We start from the raw sequence: 18,662 nt of genomic DNA, 5'->3' as shown, positions 1-18,662 counted from the left end.
TAAAAAATCTATTCAAGATTAGACTTATCATTTAGTGCAAATTTTTTACTTAATTGTGTATAAATAGGCGTTTGTTGAAAATTGTGTAAAAAATCAATGCTCCCTTGTGGAAAGGCGTTCTTCAAAATTTCTCCACGATAGTAAGCTTCACGCAGTGGTGTTGCAGACATCGCCCCGACTAAACTGTCAAGCTCAAGCATTTTCCACTCAGGAAAAAATTTCAAATAATACGAAGAGTCATCTTTAAAGTGCCCAATTAAACCGACCCGATCCCCTTTGTGAATCACTCCACCCACTTTGAGTTTAACTATTTTTTGCCATTTTTCATCATTATAAACATCAATTACAGGAACAAAATGAATCCGTTTTTGATCCTCGGCAGAAAAATTCGATAAAATCATCTGTGCACGTTCATCAGCAAGAAATGGATTTTTAATATTACGTTCATTTTGCGCAGAACCTAATGCCAAAATAACGTGTTTACTGTGTTGTAGCGCAATATTCACAGTTTCCAAATGTGCCAAATGAAAAGGCTGAAAACGACCAATAAAAACGAGGTAATCAAATATATAGTTCATGCTGATTCTTTTTTATGAACTCATGAGTTGCACCACATTTGCAAATATGCGACATAATGGACTCATAAGAATATTTCAATTGAAAGCAAGGATAGTACGATGACACTCAGTTGTATTCAACAACCACATCAACATTTAAACGCAAATTTGGAAAATGGTGTACTGACTTTAGCCATTAACCGACCAGAAGCAAAAAATGCATTGTATGGTGAATTGTACCTTTGGATTGCCAAAGCATTCGATGAAGCAGATCAAGATAATGATGTACGTGTCGTGATTCTACGTGGTGCAGATACTGATTTTAGCGCAGGTAATGATATGAAAGACTTCATGGCTTTCATTTCACAACCCCTTGAAGGTAAAGAAGGTGATGGTCCACCTTTTGTGCTATTAAAATCTGCCGCACGTTTATCTAAACCATTGATCTGTGCTGTGCGTGGTGTTGCAATTGGAATCGGTGTAACTGTTTTATTACATGCAGATATGGTTTATGCAGACAATACTGCCCTATTCCAAATTCCGTTTGTGAGCCTTGGTCTTTCTCCAGAAGGTGCTTCGAGTAAATTACTCATTCAGCAAGCAGGCTATCATAAAGCGGCTGAATTACTTTTAACTGCTCAGAAATTTAACAGTGAAAAAGCCTTAAGTGCAGGTTTAATCAATAGCATTGAAGATGATGTTTACGGTCACGCATTACGTCAAGCGCAAACCCTTGCTGCTCTTCCATTGGCTTCAATCAAACAAACTAAAGCGATGATGAAACATAATCTTGAAGAAATCATCCAATGTGTTGATGATGAAGCTGTTATCTTTATGCAACGTGTTAAATCTCCTGAAATGGCAGAAGCTGTTGCCGCATTTATGCAAAAACGCAAACCTGATTTTGCACAATTCAACTAAGTTTTAAAACTAAAAATGAATTGAAAATAAAACCACTGACTTTATGAGTACAGTGGTTTTATTTTTTAAAACATATTATTTTAAAACAATGTAAATCATTAAAAAGGTTAAAAATCATGTCTAAAGCCAATACAGAAAAAAAACGTTACTATGAACCTGCACCGCAAGATATTGATGTTGAAAACTTTAAAAAAGTGGTTCAAAGCCGACGTTCCGTACGTAAATTTACCGACAAGGTGATTCCTGCTGAAATTTTAGATGATTGTCTCGACATGGCATTATTAGCACCAAACTCGTCCAATTTACAGCCATGGACATTTTATGTTGTGCAAAATCCATCTAAGAAGAAGCTATTAATTAAAGCGTGTTTAGGTCAACTTGCGGCAAAAACTGCTGCTGAACTGATTGTTTGTGTAGCTCGTACTGACCGTATTGATGACATGGCAAAACGTAATATCAACGAATTTCCATTTCCTGAAGTTCCACCTTTGGTTAAAAAATATTACACGTATATTCCACTGAACTATAAAACAGGTTACTTCAATGCATTGGGTAACTTTAAGAAAGTGGCATTTAAGGTTGCACGTACACTCGACAAGCAACTCCCAGTGACTGCATTTACCCCTGCCGATGCTGTACTTTGGGCAAGTAAAACCACAGCTTTGGCTTGTGAAAACTTAGTTTTAGCTTTACGCGCACATAGTTTTGACAGCTGTATGATGGAAGGCTTTGATGAACCTTTAGTACGTAAAATTTTAGACCTCAATGATCAACAATACCCTGTCATGGTGATTGGTGCAGGCGAACGTGCTGAAGATGGCGTATTCTTTCCACAATATCGCTTTGATCGTGAATTATTTATTCAGAAAGTTTAACCTTTTGTAAGTCCTTCACCTTTAGACAAAGAGATTGACTTATTTTCATTTACTTTTTGTACTTTAATCCCTCTTTGCGAAGCAAAGCTCCTATCCCTTTAAAAAGGGAGGGGCTTTATTTATCCAATCTCAACCATCTGAATAAACTCAAATGCAGGCTCTTCATAAGGATGGCTTGCTTTTAATGCTTTTGCCACTGCACCAGCAAATTTATCAGGCACGATGGTTTCCACTCGCCATTCAGGCACTAGCTCTAAAGTATCCAATTCACCAATAAACGGATTTGCACCTTTAATAGGCTTAAATTGCCCTGTGCCTAATACTTGCCATGCACAATGCTCATAATTTCCTATTCCACCTGCACCTACATTAAAAATGGCAGTTTTAGTACTTTCTAAATAAGCCTCAGGCACATAATAAATCAGCTTTAACATCGCGTTCCCTTTTCATGCATCACAATAAACCCCCATCAATACATGCTAAAAGATCAAATGACACGCTGACAAGTTTTTGATCAATTAAAAAATGAGTCTGACGAAAATATAGAATATTAGCGCTTTCAACTTGGAACACTTTTCGAATCCAAGTACAATAGCCCGCAGTCGAGGGGTGCTGCGACTTTTTCACAGACTCATAAATGTGAAATCGCTAGGCTCGACCATCGGTATTCTATTCAGAACAACCAAAAACGGCATCCGCGAACATACTGATCCATTTTTTCATATAGGAGATCGTGATGAACGCGGTTAATGCTTCATTTACAGATTATAAAGTTGCCGATATTTCACTTGCAGATTACGGCCGTAAAGAAATCAAACTTGCTGAAGCTGAAATGCCTGCTCTAATGGGTTTGCGTAAACGCTATGCTGCTGCAAAACCACTTGCTGGCGCAAAAATTCTTGGTTGTATTCATATGACCATTCAAACTGCGGTTCTTATTGAAACCCTAGTTGAATTAGGCGCAGAAGTTCGTTGGACATCTTGTAATATTTTCTCAACTCAAGACCATGCTGCTGCTGCTATTGCTGCTGCAGGTATTCCTGTTTTTGCTTGGAAAGGCGAAACTGAAGAAGAATACAACTGGTGTTTAGATCAACAAGTTAATGTAAATGGTACGCCTTGGGATGCCAACATGATCTTGGATGATGGTGGTGATTTAACATTACTTGTTCATGAAAAATATCCACAAGTGATTGCAAAAATTCACGGTGTTACTGAAGAAACAACTACAGGTGTTCAACGTCTGTATGAAATGCTTCGTGACGGTACGTTGAAAGTGCCTGCAATCAACGTAAATGACTCTGTAACGAAGTCTAAAAACGACAACAAATACGGTTGCCGTCACTCGTTAAATGATGCGATTAAGCGTGGTACAGATATGCTTTTATCTGGTCGTCGTGCGCTTGTGATCGGTTATGGTGACGTTGGTAAAGGTTCTGCACAATCACTTCGTCAAGAAGGTATGATTGTACGTGTAACTGAAGTTGATCCAATCTGTGCTATGCAAGCATGTATGGATGGTTATGAAGTTGTTTCTCCATACAAAAATGGCGTACAAACAGGTAAGAAAGAAGACATCAATCTTGATCTTCTTCAAAATACTGACTTGATCGTAACAACAACAGGTAACTATCACGTTTGTGACTCAGCTATGCTTGATTCATTAAAAGCAGGTTCAGTTGTATGTAACATCGGTCACTTTGATACTGAAATCGACACCAACTACTTACGTGGTTACAAATGGGTTGAAGTTAAGCCACAAGTACACCAAGTGTATCGTTCAGAAGACGAAAATAACTACCTAATCCTTCTTTCTGAAGGTCGTTTGGTGAACCTTGGGAATGCAACAGGTCACCCATCACGTATTATGGATGGTTCTTTTGCTAACCAAGTATTGGGTCAAATGCATTTATTTGCAGAAAAATTTGCTGATCTTCCAGAATCTGAAAAAGCAGCTCAAATTCGTGTAGAACTTATTCCTAAGAAATTAGATGAAGAAGTTGCTGCTGCAATGGTTGTTGGTTTTGGCGGCGTCTTGACTCAATTGACTCAATTACAAGCAGATTACTTAGGTGTAGCTGTTGAAGGTCCGTTTAAGTCTGAGACTTATAAGTACTAAGTTTTTTCACCTCTCCTAACCTCTCTTGTTAGGAGAGGGACTTTTCATTACGGTTTTAAATAATGTAATGGATTCTCTTTCTCTTACGCCATATATGGCTCAGGGAGAAGGTTGGAATGAGGGTTAATAAAAAACAAGTCTTTGATAAAAAGGATTTAACCATGACCAAACGTGTTCCTATTTCGTTTGAGTTTTTCCCAACAAAAACCGATGCAGGTGCGGAAAAACTTAAAATCGTTCATCAAGAATTACAGCGATTAAACCCTGAGTTTTTTTCCATTACTTATGGTGCGGGTGGTTCAACTCGTGAACGCACTTTAGCTGCAATTAATGATTTTAATGGTAAAGGTACGCCTGTTGCCCCTCACCTGTCTTGTATTGGTGATGACAAAGTCCGTATCGCTGAGCTTTTAGATATTTATAAAAATCAAGGCATTGACCGTATTGTAGCGCTTCGTGGTGACTTACCTTCAGGTCAAGTCGGCTTAGGTGAATTGCCTTATGCACAGGATTTAGTTCGCTTTATTCGTGAACATTCAGGTGATCATTTCCACATTGAAGTAGCAGCCTACCCTGAAATGCATCCTCAAGCCGATAGTTTTGATAAAGACATTCAACGTTTTTGTGAAAAAGTTCGTGCAGGTGCAAATGCAGCATTAACTCAATTCTTCTTCAATCCAGATGCGTATTTCTACTTTATCGATCGCATTCAAAAAGAAGGTCTTGATATTCCTGTTGCACCAGGCATTATGCCAATCACAAATGCAAGCAACTTAATTCGCTTTGCTGATGGTACAGGTGCTGAAATTCCGCGTTGGATTCGCAAACAACTTGCGGCCTATGGTGATGATACTGCAAGTATTAAAGCATTCGGTCATGAAGTGAATGTTAAGCTTTGCGAACGCCTGATTGCAGGTGGTGCGCCAAGTCTGCATTTCTATACCATGAACCATACAGAACCAAATCGCCAATTGGTGCTTGACCTCGGTTTAGCCTAATTATATATCATCCAATTTTGTACATTTAAAAGAGTAAGCCTGAATGCCTCGTTTTTATATTGAAACTGATTTAGCAGTAAATACTACGGTTGAACTGACTGAAACAGTATTTCATCATTGGGTTAAAGTCTTACGTGCTAAATTGGGTGAAACAGCCACCTTGTTCAATGGACAAGGTGGTGAATATTATGTGACATTGTCAGAAATCAATAAAAAATCTGCACAGGTTTTTGTTGATGCTTTTAATGCTGATAATCGTACTCCGTCCAAAAGCACTCTACTCGGACAGGTCATGAGCAAAGGTGATCGGATGGATTACGCTATTCAAAAGGCTGTAGAATTGGGCGTTGTAAAAATTCAACTTTTAACCTCTGAACGTTGTGAAATGCGCCTTAAATACGATCGTGACCAAAAGAAAATTGAACATTGGCAAGGTATTGCTATTGCTGCTTGTGAACAATGTGGTATGAACCGTGTACCTGAAATTTTAGCACCAATCTCATTAGAGGCATGGCTACAAAGTGATTTACCTGAAAGCCGTCTTGTCCTAGCACCCAATAAAAATCAGCAAAATGTCTTACAAAATACAGGCTCATCACTTGCTGTACTGATCGGTCCTGAAGGCGGATTGAGTGAAACTGAAATCAATATGGCCAACGAGACAGGCTTTATGAGTTGGTGTATTGGTGATCGGATTTTACGCACAGAAACCGCACCCGTAGTCGCACTTACACTCATAAACTTTACCTAAATCTACATTTACATAAAAAATGTTAATTAGTTAGAATTATATTGATTTTTAAGCCTAACAAAAGTAACGTAATATTGATGAAAAGAATAAATTTAATCATTGATTCAACGTGGCTTTATATTGAAAATATTGTTCAATCATACTTCCAATATATTAAATTAATACAGCGATAGGTGTACTGCATATGATTGAAGTTCAAGGCGAGCCTCTTTCTCCGAGTTCGTATGCATCACAAATTAAAAGTGTCAGCCATCATGTAAGAGTTTTTTTTATATGGGTTGTATTTATTGGTTTTTTTACCTTAAATCTTTTTCAATTAAACTTTACTCATGGTCCAATCACGTTAAAGTATTGGTTTTTAGCCCTTTGTTTAATTGCAGGGATTGCTTGGTTCAACATTCATCATGGTATATCCCGTTCAAGTTTAAACCCGCTCAATCTTGATGCCTTAAATCAACTGTATTGTTTATTGACTGGTTGTGTAATTGGAGTGGGGGTATATCTCATTCACCATTATCTTGTGATTAAAAGTGATAACCAAACCATTTTACACCTTATGATTATGGCAAATACCATGCTGAGCATGGTATATATCATGGGAATTATTTATCTCACACAACGTTTTCGCTACTTTCTTTGGATCTATCTCCCCTCCATTCTTCCTGCATTTTGTATTGAATTATTGTTTCCTAAATCAATTCCAATACAATATCTATTAATGCAAGATATTTGGTTTGTCATGATTTTTATGGGCGCCTTTATTTCTCATAAAAATCATCAAAAACTTGATAGTATGAATATTAAAAATATTGAGCTATTTAACCAATCACAAAAACATTTAGAAGAAGCACAACAATTACAGCAACAATTACAAGCAGAAGTCACAATCACAAAAACTGTGAAACAAGAACTACAAATTAACAATCAATTGCTTGAACAAAAAGTTAAAGAACGTACACACGACATTAAACAGATTAATGATCATCTTGAAGATCATCAGGCAAACTTAGATTTTGCTCATGAAACAGCGGGTATAAATTCTTGGCTATGGAATATTGAAAAACGAGTTTTTTCTTTATCCAAAAATAAATTCGTAAATAATTTTAGCCAGACACTCCCATCGACAATCATGACCGAATTAAATATTCATCCTGATGATTTTGGATATTACCGTCAAAATATGCGTCAACATTTACGTGGTCGTACAGAACGTTTTGAAGCAACTTATCGTATAAAACATAATGATGAGTGGACATGGATTCAAGATATTGGCAAAGTAATTGCAAGACATCCAACCAATCACAAACCACTTCGCATGGTTGGAATACATCGTGATGTACAAAAAGAAAAGAAAGATCAAGAACAAATTCGCTTAGCGACCAATGTTTTTGATCAGGTTGCTGAAGGTGTATTTGTCCTCGATAATAATTTATGTTACCTCGATGTGAATCCTTATTTTGAACAACTCTTAGGTTTCAAGCTCAATGAAATCATTGGAAAGCACCTTTTTGATGTCACCATTCATGATGAGCCTATAGACTATCAGAGACATACTGAGTTTGCGAAACAACTCATTACCAAAGGCGAACATGAAATTGAAATCACTGAGCAATTTATTTCGGGTAAAAAACTGACCCTTTGGGTGCATATTAATGCCATTAAAGATGATAAAAATAAAGTCATCAATTATGTTGGTATTATTACCGATTTAACTGAACGTATTGAACGTGAGCAACGACTTTCCTATTTGGAAAACTTTGATTTACTGACAGATTTACCAAATCGCTTTTATTTCAATCAGCAATTACATCATTATGTTACGAGTAAAAATCAGGCTTTAAAATACTTTGCACTTATTCGCATTAATATTGACCGTTTCAGATCATTCAATGAGTCTTTAAGTAATGATGCAGGCGATGAACTGCTAAAACAAGTATCTGAACGCCTACGTCAATCATGCTCAGATGCGCTGCTAATTTCCTATTTAAACAATGATGATTTTGCGATTATTTACAATCTCAATCAGAATAATTTTTCTATTCAGAAACGTGCAAAAATCATCTTAGATGCCTTCCAATTACCTTTTACTATTTTAAAAAAAGAACAAACAATTTCCATTTCTATTGGAGTTGCACTTTACCCTGAACATGGTCGTCAAATTGATAGCCTAAATAGCCACGCTGAGCTTGCACTGTCAGAAGCGAAAAATGTTGGGGGCAATACCATACATTTTTATGCCAATAAATCGGGACAACTGCTTAATCATGGAGTAAACCTTGAAAGTGAGCTAAGAAAAGCCATTAAAAATAAAGAATTTATGGTCTATTATCAGCCCAAAGTATGTATTAAGACCAATCGAATTTTTGGTTTTGAGGCATTGGTTCGATGGCAACATCCTGAACTCGGATTAGTCCGTCCAGATATGTTTATTCCCCTTGCAGAAGAAACGAGTTTAATTAATGAAATTGGACAATTTGTACTATTCGAAACCTGTAAACAACTGAAAAAATGGCAAAATGCAGGTTTTGATTACATTCGTGTTTCGGTCAACATTGTGGCGCAACAAATTCACCGAGGTCATTTACTAAATGATATTGATCATGCACTTGAAAGTAATCAACTTTCGGGTGAGATGCTTGAAGTTGAATTGACTGAATCATCATTACTCGATAAATCGGATCATGTCATTGAATTATTAAAACAAATTAAAGAGCGAAAAATTTCAATTTCATTAGATGACTTTGGCACAGGCTACTCTTCCCTCGCTTACCTTACCAACTACCCTATTGATACTTTAAAAATTGATAAAGCTTTTATTAGCCGTATTGGGAAAGAAAAAGATGAAGCCATTGTAAATGCCATAATTGTTTTAGGACAAACCATTGGCATGATGTTGGTGGCTGAAGGTGTCGAAACTATTGAACAAATTGAGTTTTTAAAAAATCGTGGTTGTTATATTTTCCAAGGTTTTTATTACTCAAAACCACTGACTGCCACTCAAAGTACACAGTATCTTGAACAAAATGAGCTGATTGCTAATTTCTCTTAAAAATAACTTTTTAAGTCTAAGTTAGCCTAAAAAACGGGCTGAATGACTGTCCGTATTGCTCAACAAGTGTTATATTCGGTTGAATTTAGCCAAAACTGCCAGCCTCGCTGGAACATTGTAACAATAGAGATTCAGATGGACGATCAATCATTAAAGCAACAAGCCCTTTATTATCATGAATTTCCTACGCCAGGAAAAATCAGTGTTACGCCAAGCAAACAGCTTGTTAATCAACACGATTTAGCTTTAGCGTACTCACCAGGTGTTGCTGCACCATGTCTTGAAATTGAAAAAGACCCATCTAAGGCAGCACTTTATACAGCACGTGGTAACTTAGTTGCCGTGATCACTAATGGTACTGCTGTATTGGGCCTAGGGAATATTGGTCCTCTTGCTTCTAAACCTGTGATGGAAGGCAAAGGCGTTTTATTTAAAAAATTCGCTGGTGTTGATGTATTTGACATTGAAATTGACGAAAATGATCCAGACAAAATTGTCGATATTGTTGCTGCACTCGAACCTACTTTTGGTGGTATCAACTTAGAAGACATTAAAGCACCAGAATGCTTTTATATTGAACAAAAACTTCGTGAACGTATGAATATCCCTGTGTTCCACGATGATCAGCACGGTACATCCATTATCGTTGGATCTGCTCTACTGAATGCGTTGCAATTAAATGGCAAAAAAATTGACGAAATTAAAATCGTTGCTTCAGGCGCAGGTGCTGCGGCACTGTCTTGCCTAGACTTGCTTTGTGCGATTGGTGCGAAAAAAGAAAACATTATTGTTGCGGACTCACGAGGTCTACTGACAACAAAACGTGAAGGTCTAGACGACTCTAAAAAACGTTATGTACAAGACATTGAAGGCACTCAACTTGCTGATGTTATTGCAGATGCAGATATGTTCTTAGGTCTTTCTGCCGCAGGTATTTTAACCAAAGAAATGGTTAAAGTCATGGCGAAAGATCCTATTATCTTTGCCCTTGCCAACCCAGATCCAGAAATTTTACCTGAACATGCACACGAAGTTCGTAATGATGTGATCATGGCAACAGGTCGTTCAGACTATCCGAACCAAGTGAATAACGCACTTTGTTTCCCATATATTTTCCGTGGTGCTTTGGACGTTGGTGCAACCACCATTAACGAAGAAATGAAGATTGCATGTGTACATGCAATTGCACGTATGGCACACGTTGAAGCAGATGCCGCATCTTATGGTGAAAAATCTGCATCATTTGGTCGTGATTATCTTATTCCACGTCCACTTGATCAGCGTTTGATTTTGGAAATTGCGCCTGCTGTTGCACAAGCGGCAATGGATTCAGGTGTTGCAAGCCGTCCAATTCAAGATTTCTCAGCATATCGTCAACGTCTTTCTGAGTTTGTTTATAACTCAGCACTTATGATGAAACCGATTTTTGCACAAGCTAAATCTGATCCTAAGCGTATCGCTTACGCAGAAGGCGAAGATTTACGTGTACTTCGTGCTGTACAAATTGCCGTTGATGAAGGTCTAGCGCATCCAATTCTTGTCGGTCGTACTTCAGTGATTGAAGCAAACATCAAAAAGCTTGGTTTACGCCTTGAAAATGGTGAAAATATCACGATCGTTGATCAGGAAAAAAATCCTGATTATGAAGAGTTTGCAGCCGACTACCACAGCATTATGCAGCGTAAAGGGGTTACACCTGAGTATGCACAACGTGAATCACGTCGTCGCTCTACGCTCATTGCTGCAATGTTGGTCAAATTTGGTAAAGCGGACGGTATGCTTTGCGGTACTTACTCAAGCTATGATATTCATTTAGATTTCGTACAAAATGTCATTGGTTTAAAAGAAGGTCGTAATAACTTCTTTACTCTCAATGCATTGATGCTTGAAGATCGTAATTTGTTTATTGCAGACACATATATCAACCGTAATCCAACGGCTGAACAATTGGCTGAAATGACCATATTAGCGGCTGAAGAAGTGCGCCGTTTTGGTATGACACCTCGTGTTGCACTCCTTTCTCACTCGAGCTTTGGTTCAGATCAAAACGATGCGAGCGCACAAAAAATGCGTAAAGTGTTTGAAATCTTGACTGAAATTGCACCTGAGCTTGAAGTTGAGGGTGAAATGCATGCTGATGCTGCACTTGATGAAAATATTCGTCATTTTGCATTCCCGAACTCACGCTTCAAGGGTTCTGCAAACTTGTTGATTATGCCAAACTTGGATGCTGCAAACATTTCATTCAACTTGTTAAAAGCAACTTCAGGCAACAATGTCACCATTGGTCCAATTTTATTGGGTGCAGCGAAACCTGTTCATATTTTAACACCAACGGCAACAACTCGTCGTTTAGTGAATATGACTGCACTTACTGTTGCTGAAATTCAGGAAGCTGAAAAAGACGCTCTGTAATTGGTATTCACTTTGTGACTTGAATTCACATCGAGTCACTTGAGAAAACCTCTATTCTGTTGCATGATGGCATTAAGAATAGAGGTTTTTTCATGCGTGTTTATTTAGTCGGTGGTGCTGTCCGAGATCGTTTGTTAGGGCATCCCTATCACGAAAAAGATTATGTGGTTGTCGGTGCAACACCTGAACAACTGATTGCTCAAGGTTACCAACCTGTGGGTAAAGATTTCCCTGTGTTTTTACATCCTAAAACAAAAGAAGAATATGCACTTGCCCGTACTGAACGTAAGTCTGGGCATGGTTATCATGGCTTTGAATTTTATACCGACCCTTCTGTTACCCTTGAAGATGACCTGATTCGTCGTGACTTAACCATCAATGCGATGGCTATGGATGACGAGGGTACAGTTTATGACCCTTATGGTGGACAACAAGATTTAGCCAACAAAATTTTACGCCATGTTTCTCCTGCTTTTGCCGAAGACCCTTTACGTGTTTTACGTGTGGCTCGTTTTGCAGCTCGTTATGCACAGTATGGTTTTACTGTCGCCGATGAAACTCTAGTTTTAATGCGTCAATTGACTGAATCGGGTGAACTCAATGCATTGACACCTGAGCGAGTTTGGAAAGAAACTTCTCGTGCACTTATGGAAGATTATGCTGATGTTTATTTTGAAGTATTACGTGAATGTGGTGCTTTAAAAATCCTCTTTCCTGAAATTGATGCTTTGTATGGTGTGCCGCAACGTCCTGAATATCATCCTGAAATTGATTGTGGGATTCATACCATGATGTCTTTACGACAAGCTTGTAAAGCTCACTATTCATTGGATGTTCGTTTTGCCGTTTTGGTACATGATTTAGGTAAAGCCCTGACGCCAGTCGATGAATTGCCTCGTCATATTATGCATGAAGAACGTGGTATCGCACCTGTCACTCAAGTCTGTGATCGTTTACGTGTACCAACCAATACTAAGCAACTTGCACTTGCTGTGTGTAAGGAACATTTAAAGTGTCATCAAGCATTTACCTTAAAAGCAGGTACTGTTTGGCGCTTGTTACAGCGTTTAGATGTGCTGCGTCGCCCTGAACGTGTTGAAGCTTTCCTTCAAGCCTGTGAGTGTGATGCTAAAGGTCGATTAGGTTTAGAAGATCGTGCTTATCCGCAAGCGCAGTATTTGTTGGATGTGATGCATAAGGTTCGTAACATTAAGGCTTCTGACTTACCTGCGGATGTAAAAGGTCCTGATATTGGTGAAATGCTCATTCAAAAGCGAATTGAAGCGATTTCTGACTTTAAGCAAAATTATACTCAGCCTGATCAAGTGGTTTAAAAATCCTACTCAGAAATAGCGGGAACGCTCGAAGAGCTAGCAGATTTTAATAGCTCTTCAGCTAATATAAAGCATTTACAATTTTCAGGAACTTCTTGATCGTGGTTTTCATGCAATCATAAAAATTTACTTAAAAACTTCCATTTTTTAAGACCAGCTATTTTATTTCCCATAACACATTGAAATTAATTAATTTATTCCATCTCTTCCGTATAAGTTTTATTATGATAATTTTAGGTGAATTGAAAAGATGAGCACATTTGAGACCAAAAATTTATCTTTAAGACCATTTTCTAAAGAAAATTTAAATGAAGCTATCTTACTATTTCAAGATGAGGACTTTATGGCTTTTTCACCTAATGGTTCATTAAATGTTAAAGATGCTACAAACCGTTTTTATGAAATTTTAGAGCATTATGAAAAATACGGATTTGGAAAAATGGCTATTATCTCCAAAAATACAACTAAGATTATTGGTTACTGTGGTTTTGAAATATGTACTTTAGATGGAAGAGATCAAGCCGAATTAGGATTCAGATTAATCAAAAGTGAACGAGGTCAAGGGTACATCGTTGAAGCTGCCTCTAAATTAATAGAAAATATGAAAAATAGAGGCTTTAAAAATGTAATAGCCTTTTCTGAAGAACAAAACTTACCAGCTCATAATCTTCTAAAGAAGTTAGGATTCAGTACAACTTTCAGATCTAATTTTTTAAATATGGATGTTGTTTTCTTTAATAAAAATTTCTAAACTATTAAGTATCTAATATAATATTCTTCACAACTTATTATAAAATATTGATTTAATTCATTTATTTAATTTTCCAGAAGGAGTATAGCATTAATTTTAGACAATCCATGAACTAGCAATTATTTTTTTGATTTAATATTTGACAAGTCGTTCCATAATATTTAGTATTCCTCTCAGTTCACTCCCACTCAGGATCATCCATGAGTGATGACAAATCTAATTATCCAGGCCGTCCTAGACAGTTTGAAGATAAAGAAATCATTGATGCCGCTATAACTGTCTTTAGTAGTAATGGCTATGCAGGTACTTCTGCGCAAAATTTATGTGATGTTACTGGATTAGGGCGAGGAAGTTTATATAACGCCTTTGGTAGCAAACAAGCTTTATATGAACAAGCTTTGCTACGTAGCCATGAAAAAACCATGGCAGCACAATTATCCATTCTCACACAGTCAGGACTGTTCAAAGAACGATTACGATCCCTTTTACTTTGGGGGATTGCTGAGGATCTTTCACAATCAGAACAGCATGAAGCCATGGTCTTATTCTCTGCTTTAGAGATGGGAGATAAAGATCAGGTTGTTTCAAGCCTGAATCTAGAATATCGACAACGCCTAGAGAATTCTCTCCTCACGGTATTTGTCGAAGGACAAGCAAATGGGGAATTCAGTACAAAAGCCTCAGCTCTTGAAATGGCAAGAGGCTTTTTAGCTGGATACTACGGTTTGCGTGTACTAAACAAAAATATTTCAGATAAAAGCTTTCTAGAAGATGTCGTTAATGGTCTCTTAGCCAACCTCTAACTGCGTCATCACTGCGAAAGAAATTAAACTCTTTATTTTTGTAATGATCGTTAAAGAAATAGGAATGTATTAACAAAATGCCGTTAGCAGTATATATATTAGGTCTAGCAATTTTTTCAATTGGTACAGCCGAATTGATGGTCGCAGGTATGACCGCCACTTTATCCCAAGCCTTTGGAATCAGCGTAGGTGACGTTGGACATTTAATTTCATATTATGCCTTTGGTGTCATGTTCGGCGGGCCTGTACTCACCTACTTTTTTCTAAAATATAAAGTCCAATATCGAAAAGTTTTGCTAATTCTTTTCATACTTTATGTTGTGATCCAAGGTTTAAGCGCTTTCAACTCTAGCCATGCTATTTTAATTGTAATCCGTTTTGTCACGGGTGTCTTATGTGCAGGCTGTCTGAGTCTTTCTCTTGCCATAAGCATGGCGATGGTTCCGAACCATAATAAGCCTCGAGCAGCAGCCATTGTTATTGGCGGCTTTATGATTTCCAATGTGTTTGGAGTCCCTCTTGCAACAATGATTGATCAACAATGGGGCTGGCGTATTACCTTTGGTTTAGTCGCAGTATTGGTATTCATTTGTTTGATTGCTCTAGTACGTCTTTTACCTGAAGTATCAGGCGGTGGGCAACTTAGAATGGAAGAAGAGATCAAAGCCTTTAAAAATAAAGCGTATTGGAAAGCTTGTGCAACAAGTTGCCTAATTTTAGGTGCTAGCTTTGCAGCTTTTAGTTATTTCGTTCCTGTTTTGGTCGATATCACTGGATTTAGTATGCAAGTCGTTCCATTTATTTTAATGGCATTTGGTTTCTCAAACATTGTAGGGAATATGATCACAGGTCGCTTAGCACATGACCATAGCCTTAAAATTATGCTGATTGGACTAACCGTATTAAGTATATCTTTATTTGCCTTTGCAATATTTGCCGAATATAAAACTATAGCAATCATTGCAATAATTTTGATTGGATTATCTGGTGTTCCAATGAATCCTGCAATGATGGCAAGAATTGTCAGTGTTGCGCATCCGGGTCCTATGGTCAATGCAGTACATACCTCAGTAATTAACATTGGCTTAGGTGGAGGTTCCTATATAGGTGGTTTAGCAATTACAAATGGTTATGGCTTACGTTCAGGCTTATGGATTGGTGCAGTATTGGCAATATTGGCATTGGCTTCACTTCTGCCTTACGTACGTAATCGTCAACAAGGTTGGTCTTGATACAAATGTAACGTAATCATTCTATATAATGGCACCTATGATAAATATTTTTATTTAAAATTAAATACTTATATTCAAAAACAGACTCATTATCTACAACAAATCCGATATGAAACCATATCGGATTTGTTTAGTTGATTTTGATCCATTTTACAATTAAAAATAATATTTTTGGATAAGTACCAATAAACCTTATTTAGTTAAGCATCGCTATCTATACATCTTTTTGTAGAGAACTTTTGTTCCTTACAGAAAAGAAAAATTGTATTAAATCCCATTTTCATCTATTTATCGTTTATAAATTACGACACCTCAGCAGGGAAACTGATGACTTTTTCTAACTTCATCTGATTTTGTACCACCATCAACAAGCGGTCTATTCCCAAAGCAATTCCTGAACACTCAGGCATATTCGGCAAAGCTGCGAGTAAATACTCGTCAATTGGCATCACATGTAAACCTAACTTTTCACGCTCTGCATTATCGTCTTCAAAACGACTACGCAACACATTGGCATCAATCAATTCATCATAAGCATTGGCAAGCTCTAAACCTTCAATATATAACTCAAAACGAGCTGCAACCAACTCACCATCTGCATCAATACGTGTTTTGGCAAGAGAAGCCATTTCAGGTGGAAAATCGGTTAAAAATACAGGCGTATCAAAACCTAAACTCGGTTCAACCATGTGAGAGAACAACAGGTCAATATAACCCAAACGATCATTGCCCAAATCTAGATTTAAACCAACACGGTGACAGGCATTTTTCAATTCCTGCAAAGTCGCCTTGAGCGGATTGAGATCCAAACGATCCATAAAAGCATGTTTGTAGCTATAAATGGTCGGACGAACTTCTCCGAAACGTTGTGCTAAAACGACATTGAGCAAATCGGTCACTTCAAGCATTAAATCTTTCAATGAAAACTCAGGGCGATACCATTCCAACATGGTAAATTCACTATTGTGCTTACGTCCATGTTCATCATCACGAAATACCTTACAAATCTGATAAATCGCCCCACTGCCACTCGCCAATAATCGCTTCATGGCAAACTCAGGTGAAGTCTGTAAATAATGCGTTTGTTTTCGACCATCGATATGACGCAATGCCTGTACAGAAGCCAAATGTATATCAGTGACGCCAGCTTGCGAAAGTACAGGAGTCTCAACCTCCAACACAGTGCGTTCAGAAAAAAACTGACGTAATTGTGCATACATTTTGGCACGGGCTTTTAAGGCGTTGAGGTCACACGTTGGCTGATATTTGATACGAGAATCATTCATGCTTTTGGCCCGCCATGTGCAGCCCATTCACGACGTAAAGGATAGGTTTTACGTAAATAATCAAAAGCTTTTTGATCCACTTTGCCATCTTTTAATGTTGCTCTTAAATTGGCATCATCGCGGGCAATGTCATAAATGGTTGATAAATATTTTTTCAGGGTTTGTTTAATGTTATTGCCATAAAAATATTGTTCACAGGCAGGTAACTTCGTTTCAAATTTTTTATGCGCGCTAAAATCAAATGTTTTGCAAAATGCATCATAAATCATCTGTGTACCACGAGCTTTACCTTCTAGGCTATAACCAGCAATGTGTGGCGTAACAAGCGTAATAATTTTTAATAATTCTTCTGAAATTTCTGGCTCATGCTCAAAAACATCAAGCACTACTCTACGCTGATTTTTTAAAATATCTGCAATTAAAGCCGCTTCTTCAACCACTGCACCGCGTGCTGAATTAATTAAAATGGTTTCAGGTTTCATCATTGCCAAAGTTTCTGCATTGATTAAATGATAGGTTGGATGCTCACCTGTTTGGGTCAGTGGTACATGCGTAGTAATGGCATTAGCTTGCTTTAATAATGTATCTAGCTCAACCTGTTGAATATTTAAATTTTTTACAAATGGATCATAACCAATCACATTCCAACCTAAAAGTTGTGCCATATATGCCAAACGTGAACCGACATTCCCTAAACCAATAATACCTAAAGTAAATTGTTTACCCAAATCTAAAAATTGAGCATCAATGTGCAATAAAGCAGTAATTACATATTCAGAAACCGCTTGCGCATTGCAACCAGCTGCATTTGACCATGCAATTCCCTGTTGTTCCAATGTGTTAATATCTAAATGATCTGTGCCAATGGTTGCACTACCGACAAATTTTAGTTTTGTATTTTCAATCAGTTGCTGATTCACCTTCGTCACTGAACGCACCAATAAAGCATCGGCATTTTTTACATCTTCATGTGTAATTGTACGCCCTGCTTGATTGTTAATTTCTCCAAATTCGGCAAAAAAATATTCAGTAAATGCGAGATTTTCATCTGCAACGATGTTCATAGTGTTATTCCACATTTCAGTATCTTCATCATACCGTTTTGCTGAAATGATCGCTATATCGCATCTGTAGTGAATTCATCCATTTCGTTCAAACAAATCTATGCAGCAGGAAAAAATAGAATTAAAAATGCCCAATCATTAGATTGGGCATTTTTATCTTTTACATCATGCATTTATAAACTGATGCATGATACTGTTATATGATTAAGCAGCTTCACGCTCTTCAATCGGCAATACTTTACGAAGTTCATAACCCGTATAATCCGCACTTGGACGAATAATACGATTGTCTGCACGTTGCTCCATGACATGTGCAGCCCAACCAGTCACACGACTCATCACAAAGATTGGTGTGAATAGCTTGGTTGCAATGTCCATAAAATGGTATGCCGATGCATGGAAGAAGTCTGCATTACAGAACAATTTCTTCTCACGCCACATCACTTCTTCACAGCGCACTGATACTGGGTAAAGTGTGGTATCACCTACATCTTTCGCTAATTTCTC

At 37.5% G+C, this 18,662-nt stretch carries 16 protein-coding genes; 11 read left to right on the top strand and 5 right to left on the bottom strand.

Going from position 1 to position 18,662, the window contains the following annotated elements; genetic code table 11:
* Positions 1 to 8: 8 nt before the first annotated feature.
* Entirely contained in the window at positions 9 to 578 is a 570-nt protein-coding gene (locus ACK1JC_RS10750) for a nicotinate-nicotinamide nucleotide adenylyltransferase (RefSeq protein WP_409511869.1), read from the bottom strand.
* Positions 579 to 677: 99 nt separating this feature from the next.
* Between ACK1JC_RS10750 and ACK1JC_RS10745 the strand changes: the two genes are divergently transcribed.
* Both ACK1JC_RS10745 and ACK1JC_RS10740 read left to right on the top strand, forming a co-directional pair.
* Positions 678 to 1,478 carry an enoyl-CoA hydratase-related protein gene (locus tag ACK1JC_RS10745; RefSeq protein ID WP_409511868.1) on the top strand — a complete coding sequence of 267 codons (801 nt, stop codon included), beginning with the start codon at positions 678 to 680 and terminating at the stop codon, positions 1,476 to 1,478.
* Between the two features lie 116 nt (positions 1,479 to 1,594).
* Positions 1,595 to 2,353: a nitroreductase family protein gene (locus ACK1JC_RS10740; RefSeq protein WP_409511867.1), complete on the top strand. Its 759-nt coding sequence runs from the start codon at positions 1,595 to 1,597 to the stop codon at positions 2,351 to 2,353.
* 119 nt (positions 2,354 to 2,472) lie between these two features.
* Here the strand turns inward: ACK1JC_RS10740 and ACK1JC_RS10735 are convergent, their stop codons facing one another.
* Positions 2,473 to 2,787, bottom strand: a complete 315-nt coding sequence (locus ACK1JC_RS10735) for an NGG1p interacting factor NIF3 (protein ID WP_409511866.1) — start codon at positions 2,785 to 2,787, stop codon at positions 2,473 to 2,475.
* A gap of 302 nt (positions 2,788 to 3,089) precedes the next feature.
* Between ACK1JC_RS10735 and ahcY the strand changes: the two genes are divergently transcribed.
* The 9 genes from ahcY to ACK1JC_RS10690 all read left to right on the top strand — a co-directional run bounded on the left by ahcY (position 3,090) and on the right by ACK1JC_RS10690 (position 15,805).
* Positions 3,090 to 4,472, top strand: coding sequence for an adenosylhomocysteinase (gene ahcY, locus ACK1JC_RS10730; protein ID WP_409511865.1), 1,383 nt, complete (start codon positions 3,090 to 3,092; stop codon positions 4,470 to 4,472).
* 161 nt (positions 4,473 to 4,633) lie between these two features.
* On the top strand, positions 4,634 to 5,470 hold the full coding sequence (metF, locus tag ACK1JC_RS10725) for a methylenetetrahydrofolate reductase [NAD(P)H] (protein WP_409511864.1): 837 nt from the start codon (positions 4,634 to 4,636) through the stop codon (positions 5,468 to 5,470).
* A gap of 43 nt (positions 5,471 to 5,513) precedes the next feature.
* Positions 5,514 to 6,221, top strand: coding sequence for a 16S rRNA (uracil(1498)-N(3))-methyltransferase (locus ACK1JC_RS10720; RefSeq protein ID WP_409511863.1), 708 nt, complete (start codon positions 5,514 to 5,516; stop codon positions 6,219 to 6,221).
* A 184-nt stretch (positions 6,222 to 6,405) separates the two neighbouring features.
* The gene (locus ACK1JC_RS10715; protein ID WP_409511862.1) at positions 6,406 to 9,270 is read left to right on the top strand and encodes an EAL domain-containing protein; all 2,865 of its coding nucleotides are present in this window, start codon (positions 6,406 to 6,408) and stop codon (positions 9,268 to 9,270) included.
* Between the two features lie 135 nt (positions 9,271 to 9,405).
* Positions 9,406 to 11,685, top strand: a complete 2,280-nt coding sequence (locus tag ACK1JC_RS10710; RefSeq protein WP_409511938.1) for an NADP-dependent malic enzyme — start codon at positions 9,406 to 9,408, stop codon at positions 11,683 to 11,685.
* Between the two features lie 92 nt (positions 11,686 to 11,777).
* Positions 11,778 to 13,019 carry a multifunctional CCA addition/repair protein gene (locus ACK1JC_RS10705; protein ID WP_409511861.1) on the top strand — a complete coding sequence of 414 codons (1,242 nt, stop codon included), beginning with the start codon at positions 11,778 to 11,780 and terminating at the stop codon, positions 13,017 to 13,019.
* Positions 13,020 to 13,269: 250 nt separating this feature from the next.
* Entirely contained in the window at positions 13,270 to 13,770 is a 501-nt protein-coding gene (locus ACK1JC_RS10700) for a GNAT family N-acetyltransferase (RefSeq protein WP_409511860.1), read from the top strand.
* Positions 13,771 to 13,970: 200 nt separating this feature from the next.
* Positions 13,971 to 14,573 (top strand): TetR/AcrR family transcriptional regulator, encoded by a 603-nt coding sequence (locus tag ACK1JC_RS10695; RefSeq protein ID WP_409511859.1) that lies wholly within the window; start codon positions 13,971 to 13,973, stop codon positions 14,571 to 14,573.
* Between the two features lie 77 nt (positions 14,574 to 14,650).
* Positions 14,651 to 15,805, top strand: coding sequence for an MFS transporter (locus tag ACK1JC_RS10690; RefSeq protein WP_409511858.1), 1,155 nt, complete (start codon positions 14,651 to 14,653; stop codon positions 15,803 to 15,805).
* 302 nt (positions 15,806 to 16,107) lie between these two features.
* On the opposite strand, the gene epmA is transcribed toward ACK1JC_RS10690, so the two are convergent.
* The 3 genes from epmA to ACK1JC_RS10675 all read right to left on the bottom strand — a co-directional run.
* Positions 16,108 to 17,091: an EF-P lysine aminoacylase EpmA gene (gene epmA, locus ACK1JC_RS10685; protein ID WP_409511857.1), complete on the bottom strand. Its 984-nt coding sequence runs from the start codon at positions 17,089 to 17,091 to the stop codon at positions 16,108 to 16,110.
* A complete protein-coding gene (locus tag ACK1JC_RS10680) occupies positions 17,088 to 18,155 on the bottom strand; it encodes a 4-phosphoerythronate dehydrogenase (protein ID WP_409511856.1) in 1,068 nt (355 codons plus the stop codon). The genes epmA and ACK1JC_RS10680 overlap by 4 nt, the downstream gene beginning before the upstream one ends.
* Positions 18,156 to 18,359: 204 nt before the next feature.
* Positions 18,360 to 18,662: citrate/2-methylcitrate synthase (locus ACK1JC_RS10675; RefSeq protein ID WP_409511855.1), on the bottom strand; the 303-nt coding region annotated here is incomplete at its 5' end.

The organism is Acinetobacter sp. TY2, assembly GCF_046269225.1.
GTDB lineage: Bacteria > Pseudomonadota > Gammaproteobacteria > Pseudomonadales > Moraxellaceae > Acinetobacter.
This window is presented reverse-complemented; position numbering and strand designations above follow the sequence as displayed.